Here is a 16,799-nt window from a genome sequence, read left to right on the forward strand (position 1 = left end):
GTTGATCCCGGTTCCGGCATTGTTTCTCCCGGCCACGATAAATACAATATGTGGTAGGGAGTTTGTATAATGAGCACATCATCTGAACCTGCGGCTGAAGTTAAGATTACCCCGCTCGCGGATGCCTTGTCCGAGCGGTATCTTGCCTATGCGCTGTCCACCATCACGTCCCGGTCGCTGCCCGATGTGCGCGACGGGCTGAAGCCCGTGCATCGGCGGCTGCTGCATGCGATGCGGGAATTGAAGCTCAACCCCGATTCCGGGTTCAAGAAATGCGCCCGTATCGTCGGCGACGTCATGGGTAAGTATCACCCCCATGGCGATCAGGCGATCTACGACGCCATGGTGCGTTTGGCGCAGGAATTCGCGGTCCGTTATCCGCTGGTCGACGGGCAGGGGAACTTCGGCAATATCGACGGCGATAATGCGGCCGCGATGCGTTACACCGAAGCACGCATGACCGAGGTCGCGCGCCTGCTGCTGGACGGGATCGACGAGAATGCGGTCGATTTCCGGTCGACCTATGACGGGGAAGGCGAAGAACCGATGGTTCTTCCTGCGGCCTTCCCGAACCTGCTGGCGAACGGGTCTTCGGGGATCGCGGTCGGCATGGCGACCAGCATTCCGCCGCATAATGTGGCGGAACTCTGTGACGCTCTGCAGCACCTGATCAAAGCTCCGAACGCGACCTTCGAAAAACTGGTCGAATTGGTGCCGGGCCCGGACTTCCCGACCGGCGGTGTGTTGTGCGAAGACCGCGCGACGGTGATGGAGGCCTACCGGACGGGGAAGGGCAGTTTCCGCATCCGTGCGCGCTGGGAGGTCGAAAAACTGAAAGGCGGTCTGTGGCAGGTCGTCGTCACGGAAATCCCCTACCAGGTTCAGAAGGCGAAATTGATCGAGCGGATCGCGGACCTGATCCAGGCCCGCAAAATCCCGGCGCTGGCCGACATCCGCGACGAGTCGGCTGAAGACGTCCGCATCGTCCTGGAGCCGAAGTCGCGCAACGTGGAACCGGAAGTGCTGATGGAATCGCTGTTCCGGTCCAGCGACCTGGAATCGCGTTTCTCCCTCAATCTCAATGTCCTGACCGAGGGCGGGAAGGTGCCCCAGGTCCTGGACCTGCGCGGCGCCTTGAGGGAGTTCCTGGATCACCGCCGTGATGTGCTGCTGCGTCGGAGCAACTATCGTCTCGACCAGATCGCCCGGCGCCTGGAAATCCTGGAAGGGTATCTCGTCTGCTACCTGAACCTGGACGAGGTGATCCGTATCATCCGGGAAGAGGATGAGCCCAAGAAGGAGCTGATCAAGACCTTCAACCTGACGGATCTTCAGGCGGAATCCATCCTGAATATGCGGCTGCGGTCTCTTCGCAAGCTGGAAGAAATGGAAATTCGCGGTGAGCACGAAAAGCTGACCGCCGAACAGGCGGAACTGCGGACCCTGGTGGGCGACGAGGACCTGCAGTGGAAATCCATCTCCGGTGAACTTTCGAAACTGAAGAAGACCTTCGCCAAGGAGACGGAACTCGGCCGCCGCCGCACGGATATCGGGGATGCGCCGACGGCCGTCGTGGTGCCGTTGGAAGCGATGATCGAGCGCGAACCGGTCACTGTCGTGCTATCCGCCAAGGGCTGGGTGCGCGGCATGAAAGGGCATCTTGGCGAGGACGCCGACATCAAGTTCAAGGAAGGGGACGGGCCCCGGTTCCAGATTCAGGCGCAGACCACCGACAAACTGCTTATATTCGCCACCAATGGCCGTTTCTATACGCTTGGTGTCGACAAGCTGCCGGGCGGGCGCGGACATGGTGAGCCGCTGCGCCTGCAACTGGACCTGAAGAACGATCAGGACATCGTCAATATCATGATCTTTGCGCCGGACCGGCGGTTGTTGGTCGCCAGTTCAGACGGCCGGGGCTTCCTTGTGGAGGAAAAGGAGGTCGTCGCGCAAACCAGGGCGGGCAAACAGATCCTCAATGTTTCCGGCGATGCCGAAGCGGCTGTCTGCACGCCGGCTGAGGGGAACATGGTGGCGGTGATCGGCGAGAACCGGAAACTGCTGGTCTTCGGAATCGAGGAAATGCCGGTCATGACGCGCGGCCGTGGGGTCATCCTGCAGAAGTACCGCGACGGCGGCATGAGCGACGTGAAGGTCTTCAGCAAGGAAGAAGGGCTCACCTGGAAATCGGGCGACCGGACTCGCACCCAGACGGAATTGGTCGAATGGACTGGCAAGCGGGCCGGCGCTGGACGCATGCCGCCTCCCGGATTCCCGCGCTCGAACAAGTTTTCCTAGCGCTTTCCGCAGCTGCCGGTTGAGGGGATTGGCATGAACCTGGTTTCCGTGGAGGAGGAAGGTGTTTTCCGCCGCCTGATGGAGGCGTATTTCGGCTGTTACTTGCGTCGGGATCTGGTGGGCCTGCGTGCCTTGCACGTGACAGATGGGGATTTCGTTCATTTCGATCATGAATTCGACCGGGATTCACTGGGACTCGCTGATTTTCTGAAGAAGGCCAAACGAGGCTTCGACCAGAATAGGGCAGGACGTATTGATTTTGCGCCGGTCGAGGCCTCCGATTTTCGCGCCTATGCCGATGACGGTGCGGGACTGATGATCGCGACGATACGGAAACCGCATCTTTCGAACGTTGTTCTGCGTGCTAGTTTCGTGTTGCGCAAGGAACGCGGCGCCTGGCGGTTTCGTCACGTGCATTTCTCCCAGGATCCCAACAGTCTTGCCGAACTTGCTGTTGCATCCTGACGCGCTGAGGCCCTAGCCTGTTACCTCGACAATAGCGGCCGGTGCGACTTTGCCGGTACGGACAACAGGCTGGAGGAAACGCCATGGACGGTGGCTTCAAGAAGGACGCGTGGAAATTCAACGTGCAGCATGCCGAGGATGCCGAATTCAAAGGCGATGGCTTGCGGCCCTATTTCGAATACCGGGACCTGGGCATCAAGGACGCCACGAACGGCGATTTCCATGCCCATATCATCCGGCCGACCGGTAAGGAATGCACCAGCACCGGCAAGCACTCCCACGACCTGAACTTCCAGATGGTCTATGTCCTAAAAGGCTGGGCGAAATTCTATTTCGAAGGAGAAGGGGAAGTGGTTCTGAAGGCCGGGACCTGCATGAATCAGAAACCCGGTATCGTTCACGACCTGATCGAGTTTTCCGACGATGTGGAGATGCTGGAAATCACGTCGCCCGCGGAATTCGGAACAGACCCCGCGTAGGGTGAATGACCTCAAATGAAGAAAAAGGCCCGGGAGGATCACTCCGGGCCTTTTTTCGTTCTACGCCGTGACTAGCGGCGCCGTCGTCGAAGTACGAATAGGCCTGCGAGCCCGATACCCATCAGGGGGAGGGTGGCGGGCAAGGGCACCGCGGTGACGTTGGAGAGGATGAACTGGGTCTCGCCATTGGCCAGCTCGACGTCGAAGATCCCGCCGCCGTCGAAAGCCGCGCTGAAGGTCGTGCCGTTCTCCGGGATCAGCGTCGCGAAGACCGACAGGCCGGCCATGTCCAAGGGAAGGTCGGCCAGGAAGCCGGTTCCGCCGGACAATGGATCAACGCCCAAACCCGCGCCGGTCAGAATATCCTCGGTCAGGTTCGTGAACAGCAGCACATCGAAACCGATAAAATCGCCGCCGCCGAAGCCGCTATCCAGCCGCAAGAGAGCAGCCTTGGCGTTATTCGGTACACCGCTGAGCAGCCCCTGATCAAAAAGATCCGTGGCCAACGTATCGGACAGAAATCCGGAAAGCCCGACGGCGGAGTCGAAACTCGACTCCTGGCTCAGCAGCATAAACGGGGTTTCGACATCGCCCAGGATGAATTCGTTGAAGTCCCGCGGGCCGCTGAAGGTCTGGACACCAATGGCTCCCAGGATCGAGACATTACTCAATTCGACGGCCGCGTTGGTTTCAAAAATGACCCGGCCCGGGTCGCCGATCCCTCCGAAAAGGGAGCCGCCGCCCTGGATGGTGTTTATTTTGTTCGGCCCGGAAGAACCGCGGTCGATGTCCAGGAGGGAGGCTGAGAGTTTCACGGTGCCGGCGGCGCCGCCCCCGCCCTGGCCGCCATCCCCGCCGAGACCGCCGTCGCCGCCGGTGCCCCCCGCGCCACCGGCTTCCCCGTCCTCATCGGTTACCCGTGCGACCAATCCGGACTTCCCGGCATTCGCGGTGTTGGATGCCGAAGTACCGAATTGGCCATTGCCGCCATTCGCCGTCAGGATAGAATCAACGACGCGCAGCAGACCCAGCGCTTCGAAGGCGACAGCGCCGCCGCCGGCGCCGCCGTCACCGCCACGTCCGCCATCGCCGCCATTGCCGCCTTTTCCTCCAGGGCCGCCTTCCACGCCGTCGGGCTGCGCGGGACTGAATATCGTCCCCGGACTTTCAGAGCCGCCTCCGCCGCCACCTCCGCCGCCGCCACCACCGCCGCCGTTTCCGCCGGATCCGCCGCCGCCGCCCGCACCGGCGGTTATTGCGCGGCCGGTCCCAGCGTTCGTGCCGCCAAGCCCGTTTCTGCCATTCTGGCCGTCATCGCCGTCGTCGCCACTGGATCCATTTGTTCCAGCGGCCTGGTTGCCGCCGGCGCCCCGAAAGCCCCCAGCGCCGCCATCTGCATTGTTGCGGACAGCGGAGCCGCCCAGGGCCCGCTCCGAGCCGCCAAATCCTAGTCCGCCAGAACTGCCGCCGGTCGACACCGCACCGTCGGCGCCGTCAGCGCCCGATTCACCTCTTTTTCCAGCGGCTAATTCCAGGCCGCCGCCGGCGCCGCCGTCACCGCCATCTCCTCCGGATCCGCCAGTGCCTCCGCTTCCACCGGCGCCTCCGCTGCCGCCTGCTCCCCCGCCGGCATTACCCGGCACGACTACGACGTCGGCGTTGTCGACCAACATGTTCGTGCGGGACCGAACGATGAGCGGCGCATCGCCTATGACCGTGACCGTGTCGGACTGTATCTCGATGCGGTCGAAGGTGAAGACGCGGATGCCGTTCTCGGTCGTTACCGTCGGTCCACCGCTGCTCTCGAATGTCGAGCCTGAGTCCAACGATTGAGTGAAGGTGTTGGTCGTGGTGTTGAAGGTGATGGTGCCGGCAATTCCGCTTCCCATAGTGGAGCCGAATGCGAGCAAGGAAACAGATGCGGCTAGAAAGCATTTGCGGAAATACATGGACATACCCTCAATAGTGATGTTTCCGGAAACCCGCCGTTGGTTCCCATTTTTCACAAGCAATTATTCACAATATTTTCGTAATGTATCTGCCAATCACCCAGCAGATTCCTGCCAGACGTCGATGTATGTTGATATGTTTTAAGTCATTGTTAATGCAGGGATAGGTTTGAAGTGTCTGACGTTCTCACAGGTAATCGCATCGGATTGAGGGCAATCCGATGGGAGCATAAAAGGTCAAAAAATGAGCTCGGGTTTCTTCCCGGTATTGGGTAATTGGAAGCGAACAGGAGCGGTTACCCGCGTCGTCGCCTGAACTCCTCAAACCGGTGACGCCCGACCCGTATCATCTGATTACGCGTCCAAAACTTCCATACGCCGATCCTAGGTCGAGCCGGTGAAGTGCGCCGGCATCCGAGCATGTGCGACGTAAACGTCATGCCGTGAAGCTAGAAGGGAATGTTGACTTCGTCAGGCCAAAGAACATAGCTAAGTGAGAAAAATTTTCGAATTTTTGGGATTTCTGGCAGATGGAGATCACTTCCACGGATGCGATGATTCTCAACGCGCTTCAGAAGGATGCGCGGACAGGTCTCGAGGCGCTCGCCGAGATGACCGGACTCTCGACGGCCACGGTCCAGCGGCACCTGAAGAGAATGAGGGAGGATGGGACCATCGCGCAGGAGGTTGTCCTGGTCGATCCCGCCAAAGTCGGTCAGGGCATGACTTTGGTCGTGATGGTTGAGCTGGAGCGGGAGCGACTTGACCAGATCGACCAGTTCACGCGTCGTGTCACGGCCGACCCAAATGTGCAGCAATGCTACTACATCACCGGGGAGGCGGATTTCTGCCTGGTTTGTACCGCGCGCGACATCGAGGATTTCGAGAGGCTCACGCACCGCCTCTTTTTCGACGATGCGAACGTACGGCGCTTCCGGACGTCGGTCGTTATGAGCAGGAAGAAGGTCGGCCTCAACGTTCCCGTCGTCGCAGAATGAAAAAGACCCCCGAAACCGGGGGCCTTTTCCGTGTCGATCTAGAAGTCGGTTAGACGAAGGTCGATCCGAAGATGACCTGCGGCAACCAATTTGCCAGTTCCGGGAAGTACGCCAGGATGCAGAGCGCGATGATCTGGATCAGCACGAATGGCGCGACCCCGCGATAGATATCCATCGTGCTGACTTCCGGCGGTGCCACGCCGCGAAGATAGAACAACGCGAAACCGAAAGGCGGCGTCAGGAACGAGGTTTGCAGGTTCATCGCCATCATGACGCCCAGCCAGACCGGGCTGATGAAGTCGTTGGCCAATAGGACCGGGGCGACGATCGGGACAACCACGAAGGTGATCTCGATGAAGTCGAGGAAGAAGCCCAGGACGAACATCACGATCATGACCACCAGGATCGCGCCGAATTCGCCACCGGGCAGACCGGTCAGGAATTCGTGCACCAGGTCGTCTCCGCCGAGGCCGCGGAAAACCAGACTGAACAGGGCCGCACCGATCAGGATGGTGAAGACCATTGCGCTGATTTCCATCGTGCCGCGGTTGACCATGCGCAGGATGCCCGCAGCCCAAACACGCCATAGCGAGACGAGAATGCCCCAAGCCAGGAGCAGTCCGCCCGCCGCACAGGCGATGATCGCAGCCAAATCGCTCGCCGGAATTTCCTCCCGCAGGATGCGAAGATCCACCGTGTTCGCCAGGAACAGCATGACAACAAGGGAGAGGGCCGCGATGTAAACCGGAGAATTACCTCTCGCGTCCAATGCGGACAGAATTCCACGCATGCCCCCGACACGGGTCATGAATGCGAAGACCACGGCCGTGACCACACCGCCGATCCAGCGCGGTGCTTCCCCTTCGACCAACTCGTTCACCACGATAGCGCCGAGCAGGAAGCCGATCAGGGCTGCGCCTACGGTGCGGCTGAAGGTGCCGAATTTCACCGGTTTCTCGGTCAACATGACGTATTCCATGTTGAGTTCCTTGACGCGAAGGCCTGCCAGGAGGGTCGCACCGACAGCACCGACGGCCGCGGCTTCGGTCGGGGTGGCGACCCCGGCCAGGATCGAACCAAGAACCGCCACGATCAGGACCACAGGCGGGACCAGGGCGTGCAGAACCTTGGCACCCATGTTTTCTTCCGCCAGTTCCTCCGCCGGGATGGCGGGCGAGGTTTCAGGGCGAAGCCAGGCGGTCAGGATCTGATAGAGCAGATAGAAGCCGACCAGCATCAGGCCCGGGATCAAGGCGCCGGCGAACAAGTCGCCGACGGATACCGGTTCGGGTGACCAGTTCCCGGCTTCACGCTGCGCGTCGACATAGGCGTTCGAGATCTGATCGCCCAGGATGACCAGCACGATGGACGGAGGAATGATCTGGCCCAAAGTACCGGCCGCGCAAATCGACCCGCAGGCAAGCGAGGGGGAATAATTCCGCCGCAACATGGTCGGCAGGGAAAGCAGCCCCATGGTGACGACCGTTGCGCCGACGATGCCGGTGGATGCCGCCAACAGCATCCCCACGATCGTGACGGAGTAACCGACACCGCCGCGGAGGGAACCGAAAAGCTTGCCCATCGTATCGAGCAGTTCTTCGGCGACCTTCGACCGCTCCAGCATCACGCCCATGAAGACGAACAGCGGCACGGCAAGCAGCACTTCGTTCCAGATGGCGTTACCGAAAACGCGGTTCGGCAGGGCGCTTACATAGGACATGTCGAATACGCCGAGGGACCAGCCGATCAAGGCGAATAGTAGGCCGGTGCCGGCCAGGGTGAAAGCAACGGGAAAGCCCAGCATCAGGAAGACGCAGGCCACCGCGAACATCAAGAGATCGAGAAATTCCGCCAACATGTCAGATGCCCTCGTGCTCTTCGCCGGTCTTGGCCGTTTCGCGGCCCGCCAGGATGTTCAGGGAATGGATTACGATGGAGATGCCCTGCAAGGACATCAGAACGCAGAAAACGGGGATCGTCGTTTTCAGGATGAAACGCGCTGGAATGCCGCTTGTCTCGTTCGATCCTTCCAACTGGGCCCAGGAATTCTGGACATAAGGAAGGGTGTAGATCAAAAGCGCGGTACAGACCGGGATCAGGAAGAAGAGGACACCGAAAATGTCGATCTTCGCCTTCGTCTGCGGGCTGGCTTCACGATAGAAGATATCCACACGAACATGGCCGTCGTGCAGCAAGGCGTAGGACGCGCCCAACATGAAGACGAAGCCGTGCAGATACAGGATCGATTCCTGCATGAAGATCGACCCGTAACCGAATATGTAACGCAGTACCACGACCGCGAACTGAACCAGGACCATCAGCATGGCCATCCAGGCGACCGACATGCCGAGTGCCTGGTTGAAGTTGTCGATTAACCGCGCAATGCGCGTCAGTGCGTTCACCGCAATCCCCCTGGGCGCCTCCGCCCGGTTGTTCACTCTATGTCTACAGTCTTTCTAAGGCGCGGAATACCGTGCTTTCAAGCCGCCGCCGATCAAACTTTGACCATGCGGCGATTGGTGGCACGGCTGGCGTGTCGTTCCGGACCTTTAAGAAAAGGGGTCCGTACCATGTTGGCACGGACCCCGATCCTTTGAGCACGAAGTGCGTGCTTAGCCTTGTTCGTACTTGAACGGCAGCAGACGCGCATTCCAGTAAGCCTGGTCGGAAATCTTCGACCAAGCGATGGACTGGCGGCGGAAAGCGATGAAGCTTTCGTAGATGCGCTTGCTGATGTCGTCGACCTGCGCGACTTCGGCAACCACCTGACCGGAGGCCTCACCGATCGCGTTCAGGACGTCTTCCGGCATTTGACGCATTTGGACGCCATGCTTCTTGACCAGCGTGGTCAACGCGTCGTTGTTGCGGGCGTTGAATTCGGCGTAGGAACGGTTGTTTTCGCCCGCGGCGCAAGCCTGGACGAGCGCCTTGTCGGCGTCGGAGAAGCTCTTCCAAACGTCACCGTTGATGCCGACGGCCAGCGACGAACCCGGCTCATGGAAGCCCGGCCAGTAGTAGTACTTGGTGACCTTGTAGAAACCGAAGGCGAGATCGTTCCAGGGACCGACCCATTCGGTGGCGTCGATGGCGCCCGACTGCAGCGACGGGAAGATTTCCCCACCCGGCAGCGCAATCGCGGAGGCGCCGATGCGGCGAAGGACTTCGCCACCAAGGCCCGGCATACGGATTTTCAGGCCCTTGAAGTCTTCCAGGGACTTGATTTCCTTGTTGAACCAGCCGCCCATCTGGACCCCGGTGTTGCCGCAAGGCAGGCCCTTGATGTTGAACTGCTCACCCAGTTCGTCCCACAGTTCCTGACCGCCGCCGTAGTAGATCCAGGCGTCGATTTCGTTGGCGGTGAAGCCGAAGGGAACCGCGGTGAAGAAGTTGTAGGCCTTGTGCTTGCCCTGCCAGTAGTACTCCGCGCCGTGATACATGTCGGCGGCGCCGGTGGAGACGGCGTCGAAGCTTTCGAACGGCGGAACCAGTTCGCCGGCGGCGAACAATTTGACCGTCAGGCGGCCATCCGTCGCGGCGGTCACGCTGTCAGCGAAGCGCTGCGCGCCGGTGCCGAGGCCCGGGAAGTTCTTCGGCCAGGTGGTGACCAGTTTCAGCTCGCGCTTGCCCTGCGCGATGGCCGGAGAGGCGAGGGTGGACACCGCAGCGGCGGCGCCGGCGACGGCAGTCGCGCCCTTCAGAAATTGACGACGTTTCATGGACTTAAATCTCCCAGTTATCGATTCAGGTTTGTTGAGCCGGTTTGCCCGAGACCCGCGATACAGTGGCAGGATATGGAACCCTTCCCCCAGTACATTGTGGATGTTTGCTCAACACTCACCTGACTGAAGGTTTATACGGATTTTACAGAGTTCGGCAACAGAAGAGCCGCCCCGGAACCGTCGGTCGACATGCTGTTTATTGCTCAAGCGCCAACGCCCGGACAACTTTTTGTGGGGTGTGGTGAGCCGGCGTGAAACATTGGGTCGTTTCCGGGGCTGGTGCCCTATTCGGGTGTATCGACCCTGCGCCATCCCGCTTGGCCGAATTCTTCGAGCGGACTGAAGCGCCGCTTGTAGGCCATCTTTTGACTGTCGGCGATCCAGAAGCCGAGATAGACGTGGTTCAGGCCCAATCGACGGGCTTCCTCGACCAGCCATAGGATCATGTAACTGCCCAAGCTTCGGCTATTCATGTCCGGATCAAAGAAGCTGTAGACCGCTGAGAAACCGTCGCGGAGTTTGTCCGTAAGGCAGGCGGCGATGAGTGCGCCGTCCGGCGTTCGGAATTCCACCAACCCGGTATCGACGGGACTGGCGGTCACAAGATTGACGTAGTCGCGGGCCGTCATGTTGGCCATGTCGCCATCGCCGTGCCGGCTCTCGACATAACGCCGGAACAGGTCGAACTGTTCTTCACTGACCCGCGCGCCAACATCCTTCGCGGTCAGGTCGATGTTGTTCTTGAGTATACGACGCCAGGATCGGGAAAAGTCGAACTCCTTCGCGACGATCCGGACCGGGACGCAGCTGCTGCAGCCCGTGCAGACTGGTCGATACATGATGTGATGGGAGCGGCGGAAACCGGCTTCGCCAAGGCGTTCGAACACATCCTGTGCGCCGGGCCCGGATAATTCCGTAAACAATTGCTGTTCCATCCGACCGGGCAAATAAGGGCAGGTCATCGGCGCGGAGCGATGAAACAGGATCGGGTCGAGAGTTCTTTGGATCGACACGGATTAATGCCTAGGTATTTGTTATCATTCAGGTAAAGCCTGTGCCTTATACGCCTCGGCCAAACGGTAGCAGGTCCGGCGTACGATGACCATTATGCTTTTCAAATGTTCCGTGTTGCAGGTTTCGTGCCCGGTCGGGGCAAACGAATTGCGGATCCGCGCGCAACCGCCGCGTCAGCCGCGGATGATTTTCGTTCCGCTCAAGATATCGTGCAGGCAACGGCCCCTGTCGTCGAAGAGACACCACAGCAGCAGCAACCCCGATGTTGCCAATGTCAGATAGAATAGGGCGGTCAGGATCAATGCCTGAAGCGCGTCCGGCCGTGATCCGTCAACTTCACGCACCACTTTGATTCCCAGGGCCCGCATGCCCAGAGTGCCCTGTGACGAAGATGCGATCATACCTGTATGATAGAGGATCGGCAGCACTGGGATAACCGCGAATAAAGCCGGTGTCAGGGTGAAGAGCGACATGGCGCTGAAGATAAGGGCAAGGGGCCAGAGCAACATCAAAAGGGTGAAGTCGATCGCATAGGCGACGACGCGCCGGCCGACTATCCCCTCGGTTTCGGCGATTTCCCGCTGATGTTTGGTATCGGTGGTGTTTCCCAGGTTGAAGCCGGACCCGCCGGGTCCGCCGAGTCGGTCAGGTTCGTCCTGGTTCGGGTTGGGAAGACTGCGCTCGCTCAGGGGGGCCTCCGCATGCTGCTGGTTTATCTGTACGCGCCGCTATGTGCTTAGACATGGTAACGGTCGGGCCGTCGCACAACCCGACAGGATTCCCGTATCGGTCTATTCAAGTGCGGGCGGACCAGGCGTGTTTTCGAAGATCGACGGCGGTGTCGTCGCACTTGTGCCGTAAACGGGATCGGTCGCCATACGGAGCATGATGACGGCAAGCCTGCGGTTTTCTGGGGCGTCAGGGGCCTCTGGATTGGCCATGTCGCTGGCGCCCTTACCGATCACCGTTTCGAACTTCTGAACCGGGACCCCGTAAGCCACCAGGGCGCGCCTGGCCGCATTGGCGCGTTGCAGGGACAGTTCCCAGTTCTCCAAAGGCTGGCTCTCTTCACCCGTATGTCCGTGGATCGTTATCAAATTCGGCAGGCGGGTGATGAACTGCGACATTAGTTTCAGGGCGAGACGCGCGTTTTCCGTCAACTTGTCCGACCCTTCGTCGAAACTCGACTGCGCGTCGTGGTCGATGACCTGAATGCTGAGGCCTTCCTCGACGATTTCGACCTTCAGGGATCGTTTCAGGTCCTCCAACTCCGGGGGCAGTTCGTCGATCGACGATTCCAGAATTTCCTTGATCCTGGTGAAGGTCTGTTCTTCCGCTTGCGCATCGACGCGGCCGACATCGCCGGAACTGACCTCCTGTTCGCGCCCGGATGCCTCGTTACCCGTATCCAGATTGGTCTGGGAGGCGGAGTCGGAATCAAGAAACGCCTGGGTAGAGGTGACCTCCATGGGGCCGGGATCATTCGCGGTAGCCCCGCCGAAAATCCCGCCGGACCCGCTGGTGCTGGGCGTCGTGCGCAGTGTTGGTTGGAAATAGTTGGCGAGCCCTTCCTTCACTTCTTCCGACGTCGCGTTCAGCAGCCAGAGCAGCAGAAAAAAGGCCATCATGGCGGTCACGAAATCGGCATAGGCGATCTTCCAGGCGCCGCCATGCGCGCCCGGTTCCTGAATCTTGATCTTCTTGAAGATGATGTTGTCGTTGTTATCGGCCATGCCGTTACTCTATCACCTTCACCCGTTGTCGCCTTGCGGCGGCTCTCGCAGCAGCAGGATGGATATTCGGCGGTTGCGAGGCGCGTCCGGTTCCTGTGTGTCGAGCAATTCCGTGTCCGCGCGACCGACGATCCGCTGGAAACGCTCCAGGGGCAGCCCCGCGTCGACCAACCATCGTTGTGCCGCGGCAGCCTGATCGGCGGTCAGTTCCCATTTGGTATAGGCCGGCGATATGGAACGGTAATTCGACCCGTCGGTATGGCCGGTGATGGCAATGTCGTTCGGCAATTCGGCAATGATCGATCCAACCAGGGCCAGCAAGCGTTTCGCATAGCTGGTGAGCCGGTCGCTTCGGCCTTCGAACATGGACCGCTCGCGCTGATCGAGGATCTGGATATCCAACCCTTCCGGGGTCGGGGTCATCAACAGGCTTTCCTGCAAAGCGGCCAGTTCCGGCGCTTCCTGCAAGGATTGCTGGATCTGCGCCATCGCGATCTCGATTGCCTCATCGTCCTTTTCCGGGGTTTTTGTCCGGCCGGATTCGGGATTGGCTTCGATCGGGCTCTTGCGTTCCTCACCGGATTCCTCGCCAGCGGCCTCATCGCCGAAAGTCGGGATCTGGGTGGTGATCTTCGGGCGTGCCGACGCCGACCGCAAAGCGCCTTCCGCCATGACTTCCAAGCCTTTCAAGGCTTCGCCGATGCCGGTTTTCTCTTCCGATACGTTAACCGGGGCGAAGAAATCGGAAATCCCTTCCATCTGTTCTTCGGTGGTGGCATTCAGCAGCCAAAGTAACAGGAAGAAGGCCATCATCGCGGTGACGAAGTCCGCATAGGCAATCTTCCATGCCCCGCCGTGTCCTTCGGCCGGGATCTTCTTTTTCTTCTTCAGAATAAGCGGTTTGTCTTCGAGCGTATCAGCCATAAGACCTTGATTGCGCCATTCCGTTCCGTTGGTTCTGCCGCGTCAGGCCGTTGGAACGGCCCTTCCGCGCTGTTATTGCGGCGCCGGCAGGTTGCCGCATGCCTCTTCGACTTCGGCGAAAGTCGGGCGGTTATGGTGGCCGATCGCCTTGCGGGCGAATTCCACTGACACCTGCGGCGCGTATCCCTGCAGATGGGCGATGATGCCGGCCTTCATGCAGGTGAAATACGAGGCTTCGTCTTCCATCAACTGTTTGGCGGCGCTCGCCAGCGGTGCGAACCAACCATAACACAAAAGGATACCCAGGAACGTCCCGACCAGCGCACCGGCGATCAGCCCGCCGAGAACCTCCGGTGGTTCGCTGATCGATCCCATCGTCTTGATGACCCCGAGCACCGCGGCCACGATCCCGAGGGCCGGGAAGCTTTCCGCCATGTTCGTCAGTGCGTGCCCGATCGCGTGGTCGTCCTGGTGATGGAGATCCAGTTCCTGATCCATCAGATCCGAGATTTCATGCGGATTGTCGGACCCCAAGGTGAGCAAGCGCACATAGTCGCAGAAAAACTCAGTGGCGTGATGGTCGTGGTGGAACTTCGGAAACTCCGCGAACAGCGTACTGTCATGCGGATTTTCCACATGCGCTTCGAGCGCCAATGCGCCTTTCTGTTTCATAAGCTTGAAGACTTGATACTGCATCGTCAGCAGTTCCAAGTAATCCGCCTTTTTGTATTTGGGACCCTTGAACACCGCGCCGAGCTTGCCAAAGGCGCTCTTCACGACGCGGATCGGGTTTGAGATGATGAAGGCCGAAATACCCGAACCGAAGATGATAACCACTTCGAACGGTTGGTTCAGAACCGCCAGCTTGCCGCCCATCGCGACATAACTGCCGATAACGCACCCTACAACGGCCACCATGCCGATAATCGCGAACATGGGTTCTCCCTAGTCGGACCTGCCCAATAACTTGCAAGAATTAAATGACGAGGCTTGATTCGTCTATCTTTTTACACCGATTTACTGCCTTCTACATCAAAACCGCCAAACATGCAGGTGAGTTTCTCGTGAGTCACCAACGAGAACTACTTCGTCGGAAGTATCGTCGGGATCGGTAAAAGTATTACTAACAAATACCGAGCCGGGTCTCATTTCTGCACGCGCCTTGGCGAGGAGGCGGGCCATCGGTTCGCTGGACAGAAAACAATAGACGGCGTCGTACTGGTGAAGGTCCTCCGCCCAGAGTGACCGATAGACGATCGATGCATTTCGCGGGCCCGTCAGTTTCGCCCTCAGCCAAGCGATCGCGAAGACGAGCGGGGCAGTTTCCACGCCGACGACTTTCGCTTCCGGAAAGCGCCGAGCCAGGGTCATCACTGTCAGGCCGAACCCGCAACCGAGATCGATGATCCGTCCCGAAGGAGCTGCGGCCGTGCCCTGAACGATATCGGCGAGAGCCTTCTGCGCGACCCGGTTCGTGAGGTAGAGCGGAACGCGCTCCGATCGGACATTCCAGAACAGGCCGGCGAGGAGAGCGAGCCCGACCGGAAATATCCATCCCGGTACATTTGCCAAAAGGGCGAGTGCGGCGGCCGGCGGGGCGAGCGCGGCGCCCAATGGCCATAGACCGCGTAATCCCAATGCGAATGCGAGAACAGCCGCGGCCGCAGAACCGGCCGCCGTCGCGACCCAGCCGGGAGGGATCGGCAGGTCGGTCGGCGCATGTCCGGATTTCAGCAGCATGATCGCAGCAGCGATGCCCGCAAGGGCCGCCAGTAGCAATCGGATCGTCCTGCCGCGCAGGAAGGGCCGGTGCAGCCTGCTGTTGTCGCCGAGCTGTTTTTGGGCGGGTGTTTCCATGGTTATCCGTTTCCGCAATGGACAGCGCTTCGCACCGCACCTATACCGGCATCGGACCCGGTTCTTCGGCTGTTCTCTAGGCGCGTTGCGCGGAATCAGTGTTTAAGGTTCGGCGCGGCGCCGCAAGGCCCATGAACCGGTAACCGGACGGCGGCCGGCCGTTCGGGCGCTTGTTGGTCAGTACGGAGTTGGGATGACTTTCGATCCACGTACATTCCGCGATGCATGCGGGCATTTCGCGACCGGTGTTGTCGTCGCGACATGTCTGGACGCGCAAGGGGCGCCGGCAGGTGTCACCGTGAATTCATTCACGTCGGTTTCCCTGGATCCGCCGCTTGTCCTTTTCTGTCTGGATAAAGGTGCCTACAGCCGGAAGGTCTTCGCGAATGTGGAGCGCTTCGCGATCAATATGTTGTCCGGGGGGCAGCAGGGTCTTTCGACGACTTTCGCGCAATCGCGGTCCGACCGTTTCGAAGGGGTTTCCTATACGGCCGGGCAGGCCGGTGTGCCGTTGCTCGACGGTGCCCTGTGCCAGTTGGAATGCATCGTAGAGCATCGTTACCCGGGCGGCGATCATGAGATCATCGTGGGGCGGGTTACCGACCTGTCGGTCGACCACCCCGAGGAACGCCCGCTGATTTATTACAAGGGGCGATACGATGCCCTGGCGAAACGAAACGGTTGAACAGTCGCCTCGTGTCGGGTCGGGTTTGAGGGTCTTACGGTTCTTCCGATTTCTTCTCCAACGCATTGCCGAAGTTGAACCCCCGGTCGATTCTGGCGAGTTCCTCGGCGGAAGATTGCGCCAGCGATTCAACGCTTTGTGAGCTGAAGAAAACCTCTCGCATCAAGGTTTCCGCCGATGTCTGCTGATCCTTGTACTGGGTGTACAAGGCGAAGGAGAGGGCGGCGAGGCCGGTGATTGTTGTCTGCAACACAGGGGATCGGATCCATTGCAGGGACTCGCCTTCATCGATCTTGTTTTTGAGGATGACGCTGGCTGACGGCCATAACACGACGAGCCCGGCGGCGACGATGGAAAACCAGAAGAAGATCTTGTTGATCAGGGAATAGCTCCACGCCTTGATGTAGATATCCGTGATCAGCAGATGCTTCTTGGACGCCTCTCCCCCGGCGTTTTCGGACAGACACTTGGAATATTCAAAGATCAATTCCGCGCTGGTTTGCCTGACGTTATGGCTGTTGCATTTCGTCGGATCGGCGCTTAGCGCGTGACCCGTCGTCAGAAAAAGGAACGAGACAATGAACAACGCGAACCGCATGGTTGCTCTCCTTCCGCTCAAGCGCGCAAGAATAGCGGAAAATGGTACCGCGGTCCAAATTCGTCCTGCCCGGTGCGTCC

16 protein-coding genes are annotated in these 16,799 nt (G+C 59.7%); 5 read left to right on the forward strand and 11 right to left on the reverse strand.

Annotation, left to right across the window (positions count from 1 at the left end):
* Nucleotides 1-69 precede the first annotated feature (69 nt).
* The 3 genes from parC to ACQK2G_RS08885 all read left to right on the forward strand — a co-directional run bounded on the left by parC (nucleotide 70) and on the right by ACQK2G_RS08885 (nucleotide 3,242).
* Complete coding sequence (gene parC / locus ACQK2G_RS08875) at nucleotides 70-2,298, forward strand: DNA topoisomerase IV subunit A (protein WP_425404671.1); 2,229 nt, start codon at nucleotides 70-72, stop codon at nucleotides 2,296-2,298.
* Nucleotides 2,299-2,331: 33 nt separating this feature from the next.
* Nucleotides 2,332-2,763: a nuclear transport factor 2 family protein gene (locus ACQK2G_RS08880; protein WP_425404672.1), complete on the forward strand. Its 432-nt coding sequence runs from the start codon at nucleotides 2,332-2,334 to the stop codon at nucleotides 2,761-2,763.
* A gap of 83 nt (nucleotides 2,764-2,846) precedes the next feature.
* On the forward strand, nucleotides 2,847-3,242 hold the full coding sequence (locus ACQK2G_RS08885) for a cupin domain-containing protein (RefSeq protein WP_425404673.1): 396 nt from the start codon (nucleotides 2,847-2,849) through the stop codon (nucleotides 3,240-3,242).
* A gap of 71 nt (nucleotides 3,243-3,313) precedes the next feature.
* On the opposite strand, the gene ACQK2G_RS08890 is transcribed toward ACQK2G_RS08885, so the two are convergent.
* Nucleotides 3,314-5,191, reverse strand: a complete 1,878-nt coding sequence (locus tag ACQK2G_RS08890; RefSeq protein WP_425404674.1) for a VPLPA-CTERM sorting domain-containing protein — start codon at nucleotides 5,189-5,191, stop codon at nucleotides 3,314-3,316.
* A gap of 530 nt (nucleotides 5,192-5,721) precedes the next feature.
* On the opposite strand from ACQK2G_RS08890, the gene ACQK2G_RS08895 reads away from it, so the two are divergent.
* Nucleotides 5,722-6,189: an Lrp/AsnC family transcriptional regulator gene (locus ACQK2G_RS08895; protein ID WP_425404675.1), complete on the forward strand. Its 468-nt coding sequence runs from the start codon at nucleotides 5,722-5,724 to the stop codon at nucleotides 6,187-6,189.
* 49 nt (nucleotides 6,190-6,238) lie between these two features.
* On the opposite strand, the gene ACQK2G_RS08900 is transcribed toward ACQK2G_RS08895, so the two are convergent.
* The 9 genes from ACQK2G_RS08900 to ACQK2G_RS08940 all read right to left on the reverse strand — a co-directional run bounded on the left by ACQK2G_RS08900 (nucleotide 6,239) and on the right by ACQK2G_RS08940 (nucleotide 15,436).
* Nucleotides 6,239-8,047 carry a TRAP transporter large permease gene (locus ACQK2G_RS08900; RefSeq protein WP_425404676.1) on the reverse strand — a complete coding sequence of 603 codons (1,809 nt, stop codon included), beginning with the start codon at nucleotides 8,045-8,047 and terminating at the stop codon, nucleotides 6,239-6,241.
* Nucleotide 8,048: 1 nt separating this feature from the next.
* Nucleotides 8,049-8,591, reverse strand: a complete 543-nt coding sequence (locus ACQK2G_RS08905) for a TRAP transporter small permease subunit (RefSeq protein WP_425404677.1) — start codon at nucleotides 8,589-8,591, stop codon at nucleotides 8,049-8,051.
* A gap of 210 nt (nucleotides 8,592-8,801) precedes the next feature.
* Nucleotides 8,802-9,905, reverse strand: coding sequence for a TRAP transporter substrate-binding protein (locus ACQK2G_RS08910; protein WP_425404678.1), 1,104 nt, complete (start codon nucleotides 9,903-9,905; stop codon nucleotides 8,802-8,804).
* A gap of 287 nt (nucleotides 9,906-10,192) precedes the next feature.
* Nucleotides 10,193-10,870: an arginyltransferase gene (locus ACQK2G_RS08915; RefSeq protein ID WP_425407630.1), complete on the reverse strand. Its 678-nt coding sequence runs from the start codon at nucleotides 10,868-10,870 to the stop codon at nucleotides 10,193-10,195.
* Between the two features lie 225 nt (nucleotides 10,871-11,095).
* The gene (locus ACQK2G_RS08920) at nucleotides 11,096-11,638 is read right to left on the reverse strand and encodes an RDD family protein (RefSeq protein ID WP_425407631.1); all 543 of its coding nucleotides are present in this window, start codon (nucleotides 11,636-11,638) and stop codon (nucleotides 11,096-11,098) included.
* A gap of 75 nt (nucleotides 11,639-11,713) precedes the next feature.
* Complete coding sequence (locus tag ACQK2G_RS08925; RefSeq protein WP_425404679.1) at nucleotides 11,714-12,655, reverse strand: flagellar motor protein MotB; 942 nt, start codon at nucleotides 12,653-12,655, stop codon at nucleotides 11,714-11,716.
* A gap of 18 nt (nucleotides 12,656-12,673) precedes the next feature.
* Nucleotides 12,674-13,579 (reverse strand): flagellar motor protein MotB, encoded by a 906-nt coding sequence (locus ACQK2G_RS08930; RefSeq protein ID WP_425404680.1) that lies wholly within the window; start codon nucleotides 13,577-13,579, stop codon nucleotides 12,674-12,676.
* A 72-nt stretch (nucleotides 13,580-13,651) separates the two neighbouring features.
* A complete protein-coding gene (gene motA, locus ACQK2G_RS08935) occupies nucleotides 13,652-14,515 on the reverse strand; it encodes a flagellar motor stator protein MotA (protein ID WP_425404681.1) in 864 nt (287 codons plus the stop codon).
* A 96-nt stretch (nucleotides 14,516-14,611) separates the two neighbouring features.
* Entirely contained in the window at nucleotides 14,612-15,436 is an 825-nt protein-coding gene (locus ACQK2G_RS08940; protein WP_425404682.1) for a class I SAM-dependent methyltransferase, read from the reverse strand.
* A 193-nt stretch (nucleotides 15,437-15,629) separates the two neighbouring features.
* Here ACQK2G_RS08940 and ACQK2G_RS08945 point away from each other — a divergent pair, with 193 nt between their 5' ends.
* Nucleotides 15,630-16,121: a flavin reductase family protein gene (locus ACQK2G_RS08945; RefSeq protein ID WP_425404683.1), complete on the forward strand. Its 492-nt coding sequence runs from the start codon at nucleotides 15,630-15,632 to the stop codon at nucleotides 16,119-16,121.
* 34 nt (nucleotides 16,122-16,155) lie between these two features.
* Here ACQK2G_RS08945 and ACQK2G_RS08950 read toward each other — a convergent pair whose 3' ends face one another.
* Complete coding sequence (locus ACQK2G_RS08950) at nucleotides 16,156-16,719, reverse strand: hypothetical protein (protein WP_425404684.1); 564 nt, start codon at nucleotides 16,717-16,719, stop codon at nucleotides 16,156-16,158.
* Nucleotides 16,720-16,799: the final 80 nt, after the last annotated feature.

The sequence above is a fragment of the Hwanghaeella sp. genome (genome assembly GCF_965227365.1).
Classification (GTDB): domain Bacteria; phylum Pseudomonadota; class Alphaproteobacteria; order UBA8366; family Aestuariispiraceae; genus Hwanghaeella.

Excerpts from the sequence above, each read along its gene's own strand:
- parC (WP_425404671.1), top strand. The coding sequence starts at position 70 with ATGAGCACATCATCTGAACCTGCGGCTGAAGTTAAGATTACCCCGCTC.
- ACQK2G_RS08925 (WP_425404679.1), bottom strand. The coding sequence starts at position 12,655 with ATGGCCGATAACAACGACAACATCATCTTCAAGAAGATCAAGATTCAG.
- ACQK2G_RS08885 (WP_425404673.1), top strand. The coding sequence starts at position 2,847 with ATGGACGGTGGCTTCAAGAAGGACGCGTGGAAATTCAACGTGCAGCAT.
- ACQK2G_RS08940 (WP_425404682.1), bottom strand. The coding sequence starts at position 15,436 with ATGGAAACACCCGCCCAAAAACAGCTCGGCGACAACAGCAGGCTGCAC.
- ACQK2G_RS08950 (WP_425404684.1), bottom strand. The coding sequence starts at position 16,719 with ATGCGGTTCGCGTTGTTCATTGTCTCGTTCCTTTTTCTGACGACGGGT.
- ACQK2G_RS08945 (WP_425404683.1), top strand. The coding sequence starts at position 15,630 with ATGACTTTCGATCCACGTACATTCCGCGATGCATGCGGGCATTTCGCG.
- ACQK2G_RS08930 (WP_425404680.1), bottom strand. The coding sequence starts at position 13,579 with ATGGCTGATACGCTCGAAGACAAACCGCTTATTCTGAAGAAGAAAAAG.
- ACQK2G_RS08895 (WP_425404675.1), top strand. The coding sequence starts at position 5,722 with ATGGAGATCACTTCCACGGATGCGATGATTCTCAACGCGCTTCAGAAG.
- ACQK2G_RS08880 (WP_425404672.1), top strand. The coding sequence starts at position 2,332 with ATGAACCTGGTTTCCGTGGAGGAGGAAGGTGTTTTCCGCCGCCTGATG.
- motA (WP_425404681.1), bottom strand. The coding sequence starts at position 14,515 with ATGTTCGCGATTATCGGCATGGTGGCCGTTGTAGGGTGCGTTATCGGC.
- ACQK2G_RS08900 (WP_425404676.1), bottom strand. The coding sequence starts at position 8,047 with ATGTTGGCGGAATTTCTCGATCTCTTGATGTTCGCGGTGGCCTGCGTC.
- ACQK2G_RS08915 (WP_425407630.1), bottom strand. The coding sequence starts at position 10,870 with ATGACCTGCCCTTATTTGCCCGGTCGGATGGAACAGCAATTGTTTACG.
- ACQK2G_RS08910 (WP_425404678.1), bottom strand. The coding sequence starts at position 9,905 with ATGAAACGTCGTCAATTTCTGAAGGGCGCGACTGCCGTCGCCGGCGCC.
- ACQK2G_RS08890 (WP_425404674.1), bottom strand. The coding sequence starts at position 5,191 with ATGTATTTCCGCAAATGCTTTCTAGCCGCATCTGTTTCCTTGCTCGCA.